Consider the following 14,174-nt stretch of genomic DNA (forward strand, 5'->3'; position numbering starts at 1 on the left):
ATTCCGCCTCAAGTCTGGCATTACGTCAAGTAACACAAGGGTAAAAAATGAGCGACAAAGACAGTTATGGTGAAATCCGGCGCGTTCTCAGCAATATCCGCTCTATCCGTGTTTTTGCACGGGAAACGGATTTTGAACTGCTTAAAGAAATGCATGAAAAGCTGGGTGCCGCCATTGAAGAGCGCCGCGCCGATGCAGAAAAAGAAGCAGCAGCCCGTGCTGAGCGAGATGAGAAACGCAAGGAGCTTTTACAACTGATTGAAGGAGAAGGCTTCACTGCTGAAGAACTGTTAGGCGACGGTGTTAACATTAGTAAGACCCGCAGCAAAACCCCAAAAGCCCCCGCAAAATATGAATTTGTCGAAAATGGCGAAACCAAAACATGGACAGGCAAAGGACGCAAGCCCAAACCCATTGCAGAAGCCCTGAGCGCAGGACGTAGCCTTGATGAGTTTTTGATTAACAAAGGCGAAATCCAATAACTTGTCTATGAGCTAAAAAATTGACATCCGGGCACCTCGAAAAACCTAGACATCTTCATTTTTGATTTTTAAAAACTCTCGTTTATCCGGTGCGCCTGATATCCTCGTCTTTCAGTGCGCCGGATAAACACCCATAAATAATTAAAAAACCCAATAAACACCCAAAATCCATCATTTAAAACCAAAATCAGCAAATTGAGGTCTTGATGGGTGACACTCTCCATAATAAACACCCAAAAAACACCCAAAAATATTGATGCATCGCTAAAAAATGACTACAATAGGCTTTAATAACAAACACACGGAACATAACGGGTGCTTTATGCGTAAAGTTTTTTGCGATGACGGCTCTACAGCGGTAAAACTGGCATGGTTCGACGACAACGGTGAACGGCACACACTGGTCAGTCATAACTCCTTTAAAGAAGGCTGGAATACGTCCGGCTTTGGCAGTGAAAAAACTTATAACTACCTTGCCGATGGCGAAAAATACGCTTTCGACACACACAATCCGTCTGCGATTGTCACCACCAATATTGAATATCAGTACGGCGTGGAAAACCGTCTGGCGGTGCATCACGCACTGCTACAGACGGGGATGGAGCCACAGTCCGTTGAATTATGGGTAACGCTGCCCATATCGGAATATTTCACCCCAGACATGCAGGAGAACAGCAACAACATTCAGCGCAAAGCGGCAAACCTACAAAAAAAAATTACCCTGAACAAAGGTCAGTTATTTTCGATTGAAAAAGTCCACGTTTTGCCGGAATCCCTCCCTGCGGCGCTGGCATCGCTGGAAGAGGATAACGTCAGCGATCTGGAAACCTCGCTGGTTGTCGATTTAGGCGGAACCACGCTGGACTGCGGAGCGATTTCTGGACGTTACCGGAGCGTATCAAAGGTGTCCGGCGAGCCAGGTTTAGGTGTCACACTGGTGACAACCGCCGTGATGAATGCACTAAAACAGGCAGGAAGTCATACCAGTTATTACATTGCCGACCAACTAGTCAAAAACCGGAACGACAGAGCGTTGTTTGAAACCGTGGTTAATGACGGCAGCAGGATTGATGTCGTGCGCGGTGTGATAAACAGCAGTATTTCGCGGTTAGCGGAGCGCGTCATTCAGCATCTGCAAGGTTATAAAGGCGTGAACCGTATTTACCTCACAGGCGGCGGTGCTGAACTGATATATCCGGCAGTGAAAGACGCCTTCCCATTACTCAAAGAGAAGGTCAAAATTCTACCAGAAGCACAATTGGCGCTCGTCACATCCATTGCCGAAATCAATCGCTAGGGGAAACGAGCATGAACGAAGAACGACGCAAGCTCTGGCTGTACCTGTACCCTGATGAACCGCATCAGAAAGCCGCTATTGACGCGATTGAAAATATCCCCCTGCGCCAGCGCCCTGATTTTTTTAGAGATTGTCTGGTAGCAGGGATCGCTTTATCCACGCTGGATAAGCGACTTCCGTCATTGCTGGCGTTGCTGCTGGACGGAAAACGCGATGCGCTGACCCTGAAACGCACCCTTTCACTCGTGCTGCCTGAAATGAACACGGACAACCACGATAGGGCGCTACAGTCTGTAGCGTGGCAGAAGCGCGTCAGGGATGAATTGGCGGCAGGCAGGCCGTGGACGGCGTGGTTTGCTATTGGTGAGGAAGAATACCGGAAACTGTCGAGCCAGCCGGAGGACGATATTCACGTTCGTGCCCTGTTAGCGCCCGTGGAGAAGGACGAACAACAGACCACGCAGCCATTAGCAGACGCTGAACCCACCTCGGAAACGCTGACGAACGCAAAAAAAATGTTTGGCTCTCATTAAATCACCGAAGGGTGTCTTTCGACAATTAAAAACGTGTTATGACGATAATTATCACCTAAAGACATCACAAAAAATAACAGTAAATAAGTATTCGACGATGAATAAATCATTGTGATCTTTATTGCTATTTTCAAAAAAGTTCACAGGTATACAACTCGGCAATACTGCCAATTTCTATCAAAGGAATTTGGCAGACTTCAAGTATCTTCCTTAATTCATGTGTTGTCTGTTTTTTATATTCATTGTTAAATGTAATTACCTTGCATACTTTTTTATTCTTTACATCAAACAATAAAAACGGGGCTGTTAAATTGTTCAACTCAAGGAAATCATGGTAAAATAGTTCTGTTCCATATTCAGCGGTAGGTGTTAAAAATTCCGACAGTTTTACTTTGACAAAAACAACAACACCTTCGGTCATTAATCGGTTAAGATTACAATAAATTTCAGATTCATCTTCACTTAATAGGCTACGTTCTTTAATATTCATAACACTCCCTGATCGTCAAGCCTTCGTGCACTTTTTAATATCGGATAACCTTTTTCATTTATCACAATATCCAGTAAAAAACATTCCCCTAAAAGGCCCAATGATTTAAAATCAATACTGCCTTGTTGTGAAGCATAGTGCCCTCCTGTTTTGGCATTGAAGAACAAATTTATTTTAAAATAGTCACCTGAATCAAGGCAACGGAAGTAACAACAAAGTTTTGACCGTTCCCACACTTTAAAGTTAAGTTGCGCCGATACCTGTTGTTGTGACATTACCGGATAGTGATATTTTACTGGCTTCAACCCTGCATTAACGACATCAAAATAGCTTACGCCGGATAACGCATCAGCCTCTATCCAAAAATTCTGTAGTCGTTCTTCTTCTGTCAAAATTTTACTCCTTTTAAATTCCTCCAAAAACCCCGTGTAGCGGCTGGCGAGAGCGACAAATGTGCACATTTGTAGTGTCTACGCCTATCCGAGGTCTTGTGTTTTTATGTGGTTCTGTCGGCTATTTTGTATCGCAGGTTCTGGAAATGCAAACGACGAGTTTTCAACGTTGCTGCAACATTCTTTTGTCTTCGACCATCAGAAAAAGGTGTCGCTGACAGTCGGCAAAAAGAAAAACCTCCTAGCAGGGTGGGAGGGGTATGGAGATTAATTTTAGCTATGCATCCGCCCTTCTCAGGGCGGGCTTCGGCGGATTAATATTGGGGGAATATTGTTACTAATGAGCGCCGCCTTCTATGCCCTGCGGGCATCTTTTTTCCATTCACTTAACCAAAGTTTGTCGCAGGAAAGCTTCCTTTGGTTTGCTATGCTGGGGATCCGCTCTTTTTTTCCGTATAATATAAAATAGTAATAAAATCCTAATGAGAAGATAGAGGCGCTATTACTTTGATAGCGATGGAGTAATTCAATAAAATCTCGCTTGTTCAATGCATATTGCATTCATCTTTTGCTCCAGAGATTATCCAGCCTTTACGATTACCTTGCACGGCAAGCTGTATTTCTTTTTCCGTCATAGCGGTATATGATCGTAAAAATTTTTCTAGCATCGCTTCCGCAGGGTAAAAATAATCTTTTGACTGCTTGGTCTTTCTGATGAAGGCGTTCTGCTCCATATCAAAATACATCGCATCCAGTTCATTACCGGGGAAACCGTGTTCATCAATAACATTTCGATAAATCCAAACAATTTGTGATATATGAGTATTGCAGCTTTTATCACTTTTATGCACAAAAAGCATCTCTTGGTTAGCAGTGGTATAGTTACCAACCGTCATATCCAGTAATGCTATTGAGTTTGGTTTAACGTGCATAATCATGTTAGCGACGCCATTCACCAACCGTTCGTTAAACCGGCGGGTAAACTCTCTCACATCACCTTTTTTGACATGATGAATAATGTGCACCCAGCGCGTTTCTTTCTCGATAGCAACTACGCAATAAAATTGTTTTACTTTTATAGCATGGAGATGAAAAACAAAATCTACCGTATCTTTCTGTTTACTGTCTCGGTCATAGAGAACAATATTTTCACCTCTTCGTTGCTGGATAATGTCTTCTTGCTGTTTCGCAACAGAATCAGGAAACAGGTGTTCCATAGCGGCTTTTGTAAGGTTAAACAGCATCATTGTTTTCATTTCCGGTTAAAGGTTGCACCTATATTTCAGACAGAATATTCTCATATTTCGACATCTTGTAATACTTTATCGTTCATGGCCTCGTTCTCCGGTTGTGGCGGCCATTGAAGAGAGCGCTTACTCAACAAAGTATAATACCAAAAGGGCTACGGCTAAATGTTGAAATGGCGTTGGGAGTCGGAGATACGCTGGTACGAAGCCGAATTGATGAATGATCTGTTTGGTGACTGGCTGCTCGTTCGTCGCTGGGGTGGTTTGTACAATGGTCGCTTTGGCACAAAAACGGATGTCGTGCCGGATTTGCTTTCGGGTGTTGCCCTGCTGTTTGCCATCGACAGGGAACGGCAGACCAGAAATCTGCCCTATACGCGCTTGTAAGCCCTTTTGTGCTGTTAATCTATTCTTGCGTGTCCAACCTCAAAAAATCGCTCCTGAGTCGTTACAGCGCGTTTTAGAACCAAAGAAAACCCTCACCTTAACTCCCACCGCTCGCCGCAGTCTTTGGCTGAGGCGTACCGCAGGCGCGAAGCGACGAGGAACGAACAGCCAAGGCGAGGAAGCGGAAGAGCACCCAATGCCGATTGAGGCACGTTCACACTGATGCTTGAGATGGGCAGAGGGAATTTTATCAGGAAGGAGCAAAAATCTGCCGTTTGGTGGTTTTGACAGAAGTGAAGTTATCCACAGGTTCAAGGGGGTGAAATTCGGTTAAAAGATTAGTTATGTATAAGTTAAATAAGTTAAAGAGATTTTTTGTTCTGTAGGTATATGAAATACAATAATTTTTACGACTTGTTGGTTTTTAAAGGACGATTGTTGGTTTTTAAAGGACGATTGTTGGTTTTTAAAGGACGATAGATTGGTTTTTAAAGGACGATTAAAATTTAACTTATTCACAGTTTTTTTGTTAAAAAAAACGACTGTTTTTGCCTTTTTCTTGAAATGGTTTTTGATAGACGATATTATGGTTTTTAAGTGACGATGTTTTTGTGTGTTTTATAGGTTTTTAAAAGACGAATAGCGAAGCTGCTGGATGTCGGTAGCACTCAGCAGCTTCTAACCATCAACCCTAGGATAGATAGGACTGAGGCTATGGCAAATAATACAAGTAATCAGAGAGCGTGCAATTTGAAAACGTTACGTCCCCGAAAACACGAGATAGATTTTTTTATCGCCGATGAGGTGGAGCTTTCCAGCTTTCGTGATGAGATGGCAAGTATGGAGCATCCTTTTTTTGCTTTGAAAGGTGGGGATACTAAAGTTAGGGAATACAGAAATGGTAATGTAACGGTTATTGTTAAACCAACAGCAGATGGGCTAGCTACTATTTTTGATAAAGATGTCTGGATTTATGTTATATCTAAGCTACAGGAAGCGATTAATAATCATCAAGAAATTAGTAGAACTATTTTTTTTACACCATATGATTTTTTTGTCACAACAAACAGGGAAAAAGGGGGAAGAGCATATAATGATTTTAAAAAATCACTAGCAAGACTGTCTGGAACTAGAGTTGAAACAAATATTTTTCATTCTGGTGTAAAGCAAGAATCGATTGGCTTTGGTTTAATCGATAGTTGGCGTGTTATTGATGAAAAAAAAGGTAATCTTGATATTGGAATGATCGAAGTGACGTTACCTGACTGGCTCTATCAGGCATTGCATAAAAAGAAAATGCTAAAAATTAGCCCTGATTACTTCCGTATCCGAAAAGCAATAGATAGGCGACTTTATGAAATAGCCCGTAAGCATTGTGGTAATCAGGGAGAGTTTACGATATCCCTTGAAAAACTGCATTTAAAAACTGGAAGTACTGCATTGTTAAAAATGTTCAGGCATAACATTAAGCAACTGGCTAAAGCGAACGACTTGCCCGATTACAGTATTCGTTACGATGCCAAAGCCGATATGGTGATTTTTAATAACCGTAATTTGACACCGGAGCAGGAAGAGAAAGAGCAACAACGGGAAAAAGGTAAGCGGGAAATTTATAAGTTAAAAAACTCACTGGCATCCAAGCGAGGTGAGAAATGAAAAATAATATTTATCAATTCCCACAGGGGAAGCAGAGAGAGGCCGTAATAAAAGCGGCTTCTCAATCAAAACGGAAGCGATTTTTTGCCAAATTTTTAAAGCTTTTTTCAAAAGGTATTTATTGGGCTTGGTTTTCAATTCGACTTGTGGTTGCTAGTAGCTTACACACGGTAACAGGTATTTTACTCGCGCTACTGTATGGATTTAAAGGCGTGGTAATTTTTATTGGGGGAGGGGTTTGTCTTGTCACTTACTTCCATCTGGGAAAAAACATTATTGCGACAAATAACTATACCATCCCAATCTTTTTGGCAGTTTGTATTATTGCGTTATTGGGAGAGGCGTTAATCAGTTTTATAAATGATGTGATGCCATTCCATCGACTACTTGGTATCTGGGAGAAAGAGGCTAAAATCAAGGATGATGAAACAAGGCAGGTAGCGAATGATGGGTAATGTCGCATGTTACGATATCAATTGATTTATACGAGGTTATGTATGTCTAGTTTCGCCCCCCCATTCCCCTAATGATAATGAAATATTGGGTATTGAGATGAGCTAAGGTTGGGAAAATTACGCCATAAAAACACAAGACCCCGGATAGGCGTAGACACTACAAATGTGCACATTTGTCGCTCTCGCCAGCCGCTACACGGGGTTTTTGGAGGAAGGATGAAATTCATTAGCTTTAGAATAGAGAACGATAATTATACCAAATTAAAGGATGCGATAATAAAGTTAAGTGGTAAAACCCCCGCTGCTTTTTTTTCTACCATTGCCAATAAAATTATTTCTCAACATACGACAGACGTTGATAACGTTTTCCGCAAAGAATCGACATTATCTCATGTAAGGCAAATCCGTTTATCCGATGAGATGCTTAATCAATTGACTCTGCAAGCGGATTCCCGTCACTGGTCAGTGGCTAAAGAAATCCGGTTTATGTTAAATCTTGCTATGACGACGGAGCCTGTTCTTCTGGATGAGGAAGTGGAAGAGTTACGCCGGGCAAGAAATGCGGTCAATACGGCAGGTCGTAATCTGGCGACAATTATTCGTCAACGTCAGTATCATGATGTAAAAGAAACGGATTTGTGGGAAGAAGTAAAAAAACTTAATAAGGACGTTGAGGACGTGAAAAAAGCCGTGCGACAATTGACTAACGCCGCCGTGAATGTCCGTAGTGTCAAAATCCGGAATACGCCAAAATGATAAGGTGGTTTTATGTCAAAAAGAATAGGTAAAAAATCGGATGATGAATATAAAGCACGTAAATTACGGGGGCAACAGGAGCAGGCCAGACGGACACCTTATAACTTTAAAATCCGCAACGGTGGCGCGAAATATGAAAAAAATATCCAAAGCCGCCTGTTGCAGCAGGGGGCAAGTCGTGAGGTGATGGTAAAGATTACCGGCAGTGCTAACCGGCCTCGCGGGGTTAAAAATGAAATAAACTATATTGCACGGGAAGGCGAAATTACTTTGCGTGATAACCATGGGGTGGAATATCACATCGCTGACCGTGAGCAACGAAAAGAGGCGTATGAATCGCTTATCGATGATGAGGATAAAAAACAGTACACCCATGACCGCTCACCTAATCTGGTGCATAACATGGTGTTTTCATCACCGAAGATAGCGGAGGTATCGGAAAAGGATATGCTTAAAGCGGCAGAGGAGACACTAAAACAAAAATATCCTGAAAATCGCTTTTTGATGGCATACCATACTGATAAAGAACATCACCCACATGTTCATGCATTGCTTCGCATTCCTGATAATGGCGGTAAGCGGATCAACATTCGTAAAAAAGACCTGCGCGAGTTACGCGAAAAGTTTGCAGAAAACCTGCAAAAAATGGGTTACAAGGTAAAATGCACTCATAAATATGAGTTCGGGAAAAAAGAACAGCTTAAACGAGAGCCTGAGCGTTTACGTAATCTGTTTGAAGTGGTTGAGTTTGGTCGGACAAATTACCTGTTTGACCCCAAAAACAAGCAGCAAAATTACATTACGTTGCGTACCCTGAAAAACAAAACAGAAATGACACGCTGGGGTAGCAATATTGCCGATGAAATCAAGCGCGAAGGGGTAAAAGTCGGCAGTGTGATAAAAATGCGCAAGGAGGGTGAAACCACCGTAAAAGTGCCGCTGACCGATGGGCAGGGCAACAAGCAGGGATGGTCAGATCACAAGCGCAATAACTGGCGCATCGAAAATCAGGGTGCAATGGGGATCAAACCCGTGCCGTTTGACAAGCTGAAACCGCTAGATACCCCCGAGCAGTTGTTAAAGCAACAGCGCGGTTTTTCGCTGTTTAAACAAAATCAGGAAGCGACAGTTAAACTTCAGCAGCAACAAAAATTGGGTATTCGCGTCGGGATATTCAAGTTTTAATGTGAAAGAATGGCGAGGCTTATCCTTCGCGGGTATACTGCATTGATGAAAAAGACACTTTCCCACCATGACAGTTTTTTTAAAAAATTCCTTGGTGATATCACCATCGCTCGGGATTTCCTGAAAATTCATTTACCGGAAAAACTTCGCCAATTGTGTGATTTTAGTACGCTGGCGATGGAGTCCGGCAGCTTTATTGAGGCAGACCTGCGTAGTCAGTGCTCAGATATGCTCTATTCGATGAAGACCATCGCTGGTCATGATAGTTATGTCTATTGTGTTGTCGAACATCAAAGCAGACCTGAAAAACTGATGGCATTTAGGCTTTTAAGGTATGCGGTTGCCGCCATGCAACGGCATCTTGAGCAGGGCAACGACACCTTGCCGGTGGTGATACCATTGCTGTTTTATCAAGGGAAAACCTCGCCGTATCCTTACAGTACCCATTGTCTGGATTGTTTTGCTGACCCGGAACTGGCAAAGTTGGTTTATATGCAGGCGTTTCCTCTGGTTGACGTGACGGCTATCCCGGACGAGGAGATTATCACACATCGGCACGTCGCCCTGATGGAGCTGGTGATGAAGCATATCCGTACCCGCGATATGCTAGAGTTAAGTCAGGAGATAGCAGGTTTGCTCAATCAGTGGGTATTGCAGCCTGAGCTATTTCGCGGATTAATCTGTTATATTGTAGAACGAGGAAATACTTCTGATGCAAAGCAATTTTTGCATCAGATTGCGGAAAGAGCAACTGATTATCGGGAGGTGGTGATGACCATTGCAGAGCAGCTACGGCAAGAAGGCGAGAAACAAGGTATATTGAAAGGCCGTCAAGAGGGCATTGTTCAAGGCCGTGAAGAAGGTATTCATCTAGGCGAACAGCGGGGCATAGAAAAGGGCATAGAAAAAGGTAGGCAAGAATCTGCCAGAACCATAGCGCGCCAACTTCTGGCCAACGGCGTTGATCGGGCGATTGTCAAAATGTCTACCGGGTTGTCTGATGCTGAGATTAATGCACTGATGGATTAATCGATGTCGAGTAACATTATTTTACCTCGCTCATTTTATGAGCGTGATACGCTTTGTGTAGCAAAGGATTTGCTGGGAAATGTTTTAAAGTTTGCAGATTATCATGGGGTTATCAACGAAGTCGAAGCCTATGTAGGGCAGGATGATCCGGCCTGCCATGCGGTGAGAGGTTGCACGCCAAGAACAGCGGTCATGTTTGGGGCTGCCGGGTTTTCCTATGTTTATCTTATCTACGGTATGTATCATTGCCTGAATATTGTGACCGAGCGTGAAGGTTTTCCGACGGCGGTTTTAATTCGAGGAATCGATTTATATAAACCTACAGTTCTTTCTTTAAATGGGCCGGGTAAACTTTGCAAAAAATTAAATATCACAAAAAATAATAATCAAATTGATTTAACGCAATGTCATAACTTTTGTGTTTATGATTCTACTATTCAACCTGAATATATTGCCACACCAAGAATAGGCATAAAAGTTGGCACCGATAAATTGTGGCGTTTTAAGTCAAAGTAAATACTGCTAAGTATGACCCTTAAAATACACCTGCCTATATTAAGATGTTCTTGCCGCTTTTCTGCTCAGACGCTATAATTGATGTGTTATCTAAAAATGGATAACCGGGCGTGACAACCCGAGCATCTTACTGGCGACAAATGACGCGCCACGCGTCTTTTTTTATGTCGCAGAATGAGCCTTAGCATACCTGAAAAATAATGGTGGCTCAGGCGGGGCACCCTTTATGGGTGGCCGGTATCAGTAAGGCCGGTTTCTCACCTCCGTCTGGGCTACCACCCTGAGTGTGAGAACTCTGTGGTAGCAAAACCAGCTACTTACTGAGGTTGCTATCATGGCTACTACCCCACTGAAAACTTGTCCTAAAAATCTGCATCCCATTTTCTGCAAGCGTGTCTTTAGCGCAAAACCGGCGATACTTGCTAAATTTGCGCGTATTTCACGTCATTTGACGCCGCGCCAACGTGCATCCCTTCTGAAAATAGGGGGTGTCGCATGAACAGCGCCATCAAGCAATTTTGCCAAAGTTTAACGATCCCCTGTGGTTTTACCGATGCCGAATCTCAGGATTATACCAATGCCGCGATGACCGATATTCTGGGGATGACGGTGGAATCATCTCAAGTACTGGACGTTTTTCATGCGCACGAGGAGGTCGTTCGCCATAAGAAATTGCCATTATCGCTGCTCAGTACGTTGCCCGGTGGTTACAAACAATCGCCCCAACCGTGGCGGTTTGATTTTTTTCCGCGCTTCGATGAGAAAGATGTTTACCAAGGGTCATTTTTTTATGCTCAGCCTTTCCTGTTTTTATCGCTGCTTGAATATATCGAAGGAGAATCGCCTTATACCATTAATCTGATTCAGTCAGATAACCGGTTTAGCCAGCGAGAGCGCCAGATTATCTTTTGTACGCTACAGCGATTAAGCAGCAAAGAAGTTGGCAGGAAGCTTAATCTTTCCCATCGGACAATAGAAAACAACTTGCAATCAATTTATCAAAAATCGGGTGTGCATAATGGCAGGCAATTTAGAAACTATTGCCGCGCCAACGGTATAAATCGATACCTTCCTCCTGAATTTCTGCCTTCTGGTAGTCAGGTCATTAGCGTTTAAGACTCGTCGTCAGAGCGATGTGCTCTGACGATTACGCTAAATGAATAGGAGAAAACAATGCATCCATTCCGAATAAAAAACTTTAATACGTATTTGGAACTATTCCCTAAATTATCCAAAAGAGAAATTCAGATATTGTCAATGTCTCGGTCTGGACTTACTAACAGCGAGATTGCGTTATGTTTAAATATTAGCGTTAGGACTGTAGATAATCATCTTAATAATGCGATGCAGAAGCATGAATTAAAAACTTATTCTGCATTAAGAGCATTTTTCAATTTTGCCATTGAGGATTATTTGATAGAAACGAACAGAAAGTAAGTAATTGTTTTTAAATGTTTTTATAGGAAGCCCTCACGAAATAAGGTGGGGGTTTTCCGTTTAATTGATACTTACTTGTTTTTTAAGTTATTGATTTTAAACAATTAAAACTTATAACTAAAATGGTGATTATCCCTATTCAAGGGCCAAAAAATTTAAGGCATCATTTTCCCTCGCCCACGTTTTCCGGGCGACCTGATTCTGAAAACATCCAGTGTTGGTAGAGGTGCCTGTTATCTGAATAGTTGCGCCTGCTCTTTAACAAATCAGTACCGGTGATCCGCAGCATGGCGGAAAACAATATAGTCGTGTTGCATTATGCGTTATTTCGCTGCTAAAAAATTAGCGATGCAATAACGGGTTGATCGCCGGTAGCCTTGATTTTTACGCTCAAGGCGGAGCTTATAACGCTTTCTGGCTGGATGTATGCCGACACAGGTGTACACAAATCACCAACAGGTGGATTTGTAGTGAGTATTTTCTGGTGTACTTACCATAAATCTTCTTTTAGGGGGGAATAAATTAATGAACGCGCGTCAACGTTGCCGTGAGCGTCGTCAAATGCACTATCGTCAGCAGTGCAAAGAAAACGATGAAATACGGCTATTAAGACTCAGTATTCTTAGGGGATATGAAAAAATGTCCCGTTCAACCGAAGAGATTATTGATTCAATATGGAGAAAAACATTAAATCAAAAACGAGATAACACTGATACGCTGGCTGATTTTATTTATACGTTGAAAAAAGGATTAAATATAACGAATAACAGTGAAGACGCCAGTTTTACCAACTGTTGCTTACCCAATACTTACCTCTATGCGGTGAAGCGCCGAGGCCGCTAGTCATCTTTATCAAGGAAAAAGATAATGTTTAAACAACTTTCGCGTCCGGGGAAAAATATTTATGTGGGCGCGGTATTGCGTGACCGGCTCGATAAAATTGTGCTCGATATCGGTCATTATATTGGACGCCCTGTGACGATTTCTGAATTTATTCACTATGTTATTGAACGACATGGCGATGAAGCAAAGGATAACTTAAAGCGCATTTTAGGAACAGAGGATGAAAGAACACCGTCTGATAAAAAAAGGAGGTAAATTCATGTTATCCACCACGGCGTTTCTTGCCTTAGCCATGCAGTGCGCGCCTTCTGTCCATCCTGAGACTGCCTTGGCGGTTGCCAGAGTGGAATCCGGTTTTAATCCCTATGCCATCGGCATTATAGGCGTAAAAAAAGGGCTGTTTCCTGAGAGCAAAAATCAGGCACTTACCCATGTTAATCAATTAAAAACGCAAGGAAAACGTTACTCGCTGGGACTGATGCAAATCACCAGTACCAATTTTAAAACCTATCATGTTAATGATGAACAACTCTTCGATCCCTGCATCAATCTTGCCATTTTTGAAAAAATCCTGACCGATTGCTATCAGCGTGGCGGCTCGCTGAAAAGAGCGCTCAGTTGCTATTACAGCGGTAGTTTTTCAACGGGGCAGAAAAAAGAAGGGGAATTTAATAATACCAGTTACATAGAGCGCATAGGTTATAAAAATGATGTTGGTTACAAGGTGCCAAGTATTAAAGAAGATAAAGGAAAATTCACGAGAGAATTCATTAATAAAGGCAATAGACCGTTATCGATATCCTCGTCGGTGGTTGTCTATCCCTCTCACTTTGTACGTGGAGACGTACAACAATAAAATTATTAAGGTGTTCAAGTGAAAATAAAAAATGTGATTAATCGTCCTGCACAGATTGCTATGTGGCTATTGTGTTACCTGTTTGCTGCGCCGGTATTTTCGGCTGGGTTTGAGCCAGTTAATAAATTACTGAAAGCGTTAATTGTCGGTATGCATTCTATTTCTATTGCCACTGCGACGCTTGCCGGATTATGGGTTGCCTTCAAGGTGTTATGGCGTAAAGAAGCGCTGGCAGAAATAAGCAACGTTATCATTGGTGCCTGTATTATTGTCGGTATTTCTGAATTTGTCGCCTATATTTTATGATGATGGAGATGGGGAAATATGGCAACCGTCTATAAGGCGCTGACTCGTCCTACATTGCTTTGTGGGGTTCCTATTGCCCCGTTTATTATCTCGGTTTTTTGTCTGATTATCCTTGGTCTTATTATCACCAAATGGATGTGGCTGCTTATTTTGGTGCTCTATTTTCTGATGCGCAATATGACTGCCCGTGATGAGCATGTTTTCACGCTGATATGGATAGGGTGGAAAGCGCTGGGGAAAAAATCGAAGCTGATATCCCGCCATGTAGCCACCCGATTTTTTGGCGCAAGGGCAATCAGCCATAGCC

Annotated in this window: 21 protein-coding genes; 18 read left to right on the top strand and 3 right to left on the bottom strand. The window is 42.5% G+C overall.

Annotation, left to right across the window (positions count from 1 at the left end; all coding sequences use genetic code 11):
* Positions 1-47: 47 nt before the first annotated feature.
* The 3 genes from CBG25_RS00510 to CBG25_RS00520 all read left to right on the top strand — a co-directional run bounded on the left by CBG25_RS00510 (position 48) and on the right by CBG25_RS00520 (position 2,312).
* Positions 48-482, top strand: coding sequence for an H-NS family nucleoid-associated regulatory protein (locus CBG25_RS00510; protein ID WP_290603713.1), 435 nt, complete (start codon positions 48-50; stop codon positions 480-482).
* Positions 483-804: 322 nt separating this feature from the next.
* On the top strand, positions 805-1,779 hold the full coding sequence (parM, locus tag CBG25_RS00515) for a plasmid segregation protein ParM domain-containing protein (protein WP_290603715.1): 975 nt from the start codon (positions 805-807) through the stop codon (positions 1,777-1,779).
* A gap of 11 nt (positions 1,780-1,790) precedes the next feature.
* Positions 1,791-2,312: a plasmid partitioning/stability family protein gene (locus tag CBG25_RS00520; protein ID WP_290603717.1), complete on the top strand. Its 522-nt coding sequence runs from the start codon at positions 1,791-1,793 to the stop codon at positions 2,310-2,312.
* Between the two features lie 130 nt (positions 2,313-2,442).
* On the opposite strand, the gene CBG25_RS00525 is transcribed toward CBG25_RS00520, so the two are convergent.
* The 3 genes from CBG25_RS00525 to CBG25_RS00535 form a co-directional block, all read right to left on the bottom strand.
* On the bottom strand, positions 2,443-2,802 hold the full coding sequence (locus tag CBG25_RS00525; protein ID WP_290603719.1) for a DUF2726 domain-containing protein: 360 nt from the start codon (positions 2,800-2,802) through the stop codon (positions 2,443-2,445).
* Positions 2,799-3,194 carry a hypothetical protein gene (locus CBG25_RS00530; protein WP_290603721.1) on the bottom strand — a complete coding sequence of 132 codons (396 nt, stop codon included), beginning with the start codon at positions 3,192-3,194 and terminating at the stop codon, positions 2,799-2,801. The genes CBG25_RS00525 and CBG25_RS00530 overlap by 4 nt, the downstream gene beginning before the upstream one ends.
* A 545-nt stretch (positions 3,195-3,739) precedes the next feature.
* Positions 3,740-4,441, bottom strand: a complete 702-nt coding sequence (locus CBG25_RS00535) for a hypothetical protein (RefSeq protein WP_290603723.1) — start codon at positions 4,439-4,441, stop codon at positions 3,740-3,742.
* Positions 4,442-4,606: 165 nt separating this feature from the next.
* On the opposite strand from CBG25_RS00535, the gene CBG25_RS00540 reads away from it, so the two are divergent.
* From CBG25_RS00540 to CBG25_RS00610, 15 genes are all read left to right on the top strand, one after another.
* Entirely contained in the window at positions 4,607-4,828 is a 222-nt protein-coding gene (locus CBG25_RS00540) for a hypothetical protein (protein WP_290603725.1), read from the top strand.
* 25 nt (positions 4,829-4,853) lie between these two features.
* Positions 4,854-5,051 carry a hypothetical protein gene (locus CBG25_RS00545; RefSeq protein WP_290603727.1) on the top strand — a complete coding sequence of 66 codons (198 nt, stop codon included), beginning with the start codon at positions 4,854-4,856 and terminating at the stop codon, positions 5,049-5,051.
* Between the two features lie 491 nt (positions 5,052-5,542).
* Positions 5,543-6,484 (top strand): replication initiator protein A, encoded by a 942-nt coding sequence (locus CBG25_RS00550; RefSeq protein WP_290603729.1) that lies wholly within the window; start codon positions 5,543-5,545, stop codon positions 6,482-6,484.
* Entirely contained in the window at positions 6,481-6,939 is a 459-nt protein-coding gene (locus CBG25_RS00555) for a hypothetical protein (RefSeq protein WP_290603731.1), read from the top strand. Before CBG25_RS00550 ends, CBG25_RS00555 begins: the two co-directional genes overlap by 4 nt.
* Before the next feature lie 216 nt (positions 6,940-7,155).
* A complete protein-coding gene (locus CBG25_RS00560) occupies positions 7,156-7,695 on the top strand; it encodes a hypothetical protein (protein ID WP_290603733.1) in 540 nt (179 codons plus the stop codon).
* Positions 7,696-7,707: 12 nt separating this feature from the next.
* Positions 7,708-8,880, top strand: a complete 1,173-nt coding sequence (gene mobP1 / locus CBG25_RS00565; RefSeq protein WP_290603735.1) for a MobP1 family relaxase — start codon at positions 7,708-7,710, stop codon at positions 8,878-8,880.
* Between the two features lie 45 nt (positions 8,881-8,925).
* On the top strand, positions 8,926-9,909 hold the full coding sequence (locus tag CBG25_RS00570) for an Rpn family recombination-promoting nuclease/putative transposase (RefSeq protein WP_290603737.1): 984 nt from the start codon (positions 8,926-8,928) through the stop codon (positions 9,907-9,909).
* Positions 9,910-9,912: 3 nt separating this feature from the next.
* Entirely contained in the window at positions 9,913-10,425 is a 513-nt protein-coding gene (locus CBG25_RS00575; RefSeq protein WP_290603739.1) for a DNA-3-methyladenine glycosylase, read from the top strand.
* Positions 10,426-10,920: 495 nt separating this feature from the next.
* Complete coding sequence (locus tag CBG25_RS00580) at positions 10,921-11,541, top strand: helix-turn-helix transcriptional regulator (protein WP_290603741.1); 621 nt, start codon at positions 10,921-10,923, stop codon at positions 11,539-11,541.
* A 57-nt stretch (positions 11,542-11,598) separates the two neighbouring features.
* Positions 11,599-11,862: a helix-turn-helix transcriptional regulator gene (locus tag CBG25_RS00585; protein ID WP_290603743.1), complete on the top strand. Its 264-nt coding sequence runs from the start codon at positions 11,599-11,601 to the stop codon at positions 11,860-11,862.
* Between the two features lie 525 nt (positions 11,863-12,387).
* Positions 12,388-12,705 carry a hypothetical protein gene (locus CBG25_RS00590; protein ID WP_290603745.1) on the top strand — a complete coding sequence of 106 codons (318 nt, stop codon included), beginning with the start codon at positions 12,388-12,390 and terminating at the stop codon, positions 12,703-12,705.
* A gap of 24 nt (positions 12,706-12,729) precedes the next feature.
* The gene (locus CBG25_RS00595; RefSeq protein WP_290603747.1) at positions 12,730-12,960 is read left to right on the top strand and encodes a hypothetical protein; all 231 of its coding nucleotides are present in this window, start codon (positions 12,730-12,732) and stop codon (positions 12,958-12,960) included.
* Positions 12,961-12,964: 4 nt separating this feature from the next.
* Positions 12,965-13,561 (top strand): lytic transglycosylase domain-containing protein, encoded by a 597-nt coding sequence (locus CBG25_RS00600; protein ID WP_290603753.1) that lies wholly within the window; start codon positions 12,965-12,967, stop codon positions 13,559-13,561.
* A gap of 18 nt (positions 13,562-13,579) precedes the next feature.
* Positions 13,580-13,867, top strand: a complete 288-nt coding sequence (locus tag CBG25_RS00605) for a TrbC/VirB2 family protein (RefSeq protein WP_290603749.1) — start codon at positions 13,580-13,582, stop codon at positions 13,865-13,867.
* 18 nt (positions 13,868-13,885) lie between these two features.
* The coding region (locus CBG25_RS00610) for a VirB3 family type IV secretion system protein (RefSeq protein ID WP_290603751.1) at positions 13,886-14,174 on the top strand (289 nt) is incomplete at its 3' end.

The sequence above is a fragment of the Arsenophonus sp. ENCA genome, assembly GCF_002287155.1.
GTDB lineage: Bacteria > Pseudomonadota > Gammaproteobacteria > Enterobacterales > Enterobacteriaceae > Arsenophonus > Arsenophonus nilaparvatae.

Excerpts from the sequence above, each read along its gene's own strand:
- CBG25_RS00510 (WP_290603713.1), top strand. The coding sequence starts at position 48 with ATGAGCGACAAAGACAGTTATGGTGAAATCCGGCGCGTTCTCAGCAAT.
- parM (WP_290603715.1), top strand. The coding sequence starts at position 805 with ATGCGTAAAGTTTTTTGCGATGACGGCTCTACAGCGGTAAAACTGGCA.
- CBG25_RS00520 (WP_290603717.1), top strand. The coding sequence starts at position 1,791 with ATGAACGAAGAACGACGCAAGCTCTGGCTGTACCTGTACCCTGATGAA.
- CBG25_RS00525 (WP_290603719.1), bottom strand. The coding sequence starts at position 2,802 with ATGAATATTAAAGAACGTAGCCTATTAAGTGAAGATGAATCTGAAATT.
- CBG25_RS00535 (WP_290603723.1), bottom strand. The coding sequence starts at position 4,441 with ATGATGCTGTTTAACCTTACAAAAGCCGCTATGGAACACCTGTTTCCT.
- CBG25_RS00540 (WP_290603725.1), top strand. The coding sequence starts at position 4,607 with ATGTTGAAATGGCGTTGGGAGTCGGAGATACGCTGGTACGAAGCCGAA.
- CBG25_RS00550 (WP_290603729.1), top strand. The coding sequence starts at position 5,543 with ATGGCAAATAATACAAGTAATCAGAGAGCGTGCAATTTGAAAACGTTA.
- CBG25_RS00555 (WP_290603731.1), top strand. The coding sequence starts at position 6,481 with ATGAAAAATAATATTTATCAATTCCCACAGGGGAAGCAGAGAGAGGCC.
- CBG25_RS00560 (WP_290603733.1), top strand. The coding sequence starts at position 7,156 with ATGAAATTCATTAGCTTTAGAATAGAGAACGATAATTATACCAAATTA.
- mobP1 (WP_290603735.1), top strand. The coding sequence starts at position 7,708 with ATGTCAAAAAGAATAGGTAAAAAATCGGATGATGAATATAAAGCACGT.
- CBG25_RS00570 (WP_290603737.1), top strand. The coding sequence starts at position 8,926 with ATGAAAAAGACACTTTCCCACCATGACAGTTTTTTTAAAAAATTCCTT.
- CBG25_RS00575 (WP_290603739.1), top strand. The coding sequence starts at position 9,913 with ATGTCGAGTAACATTATTTTACCTCGCTCATTTTATGAGCGTGATACG.
- CBG25_RS00580 (WP_290603741.1), top strand. The coding sequence starts at position 10,921 with ATGAACAGCGCCATCAAGCAATTTTGCCAAAGTTTAACGATCCCCTGT.
- CBG25_RS00585 (WP_290603743.1), top strand. The coding sequence starts at position 11,599 with ATGCATCCATTCCGAATAAAAAACTTTAATACGTATTTGGAACTATTC.
- CBG25_RS00590 (WP_290603745.1), top strand. The coding sequence starts at position 12,388 with ATGAACGCGCGTCAACGTTGCCGTGAGCGTCGTCAAATGCACTATCGT.
- CBG25_RS00595 (WP_290603747.1), top strand. The coding sequence starts at position 12,730 with ATGTTTAAACAACTTTCGCGTCCGGGGAAAAATATTTATGTGGGCGCG.
- CBG25_RS00600 (WP_290603753.1), top strand. The coding sequence starts at position 12,965 with ATGTTATCCACCACGGCGTTTCTTGCCTTAGCCATGCAGTGCGCGCCT.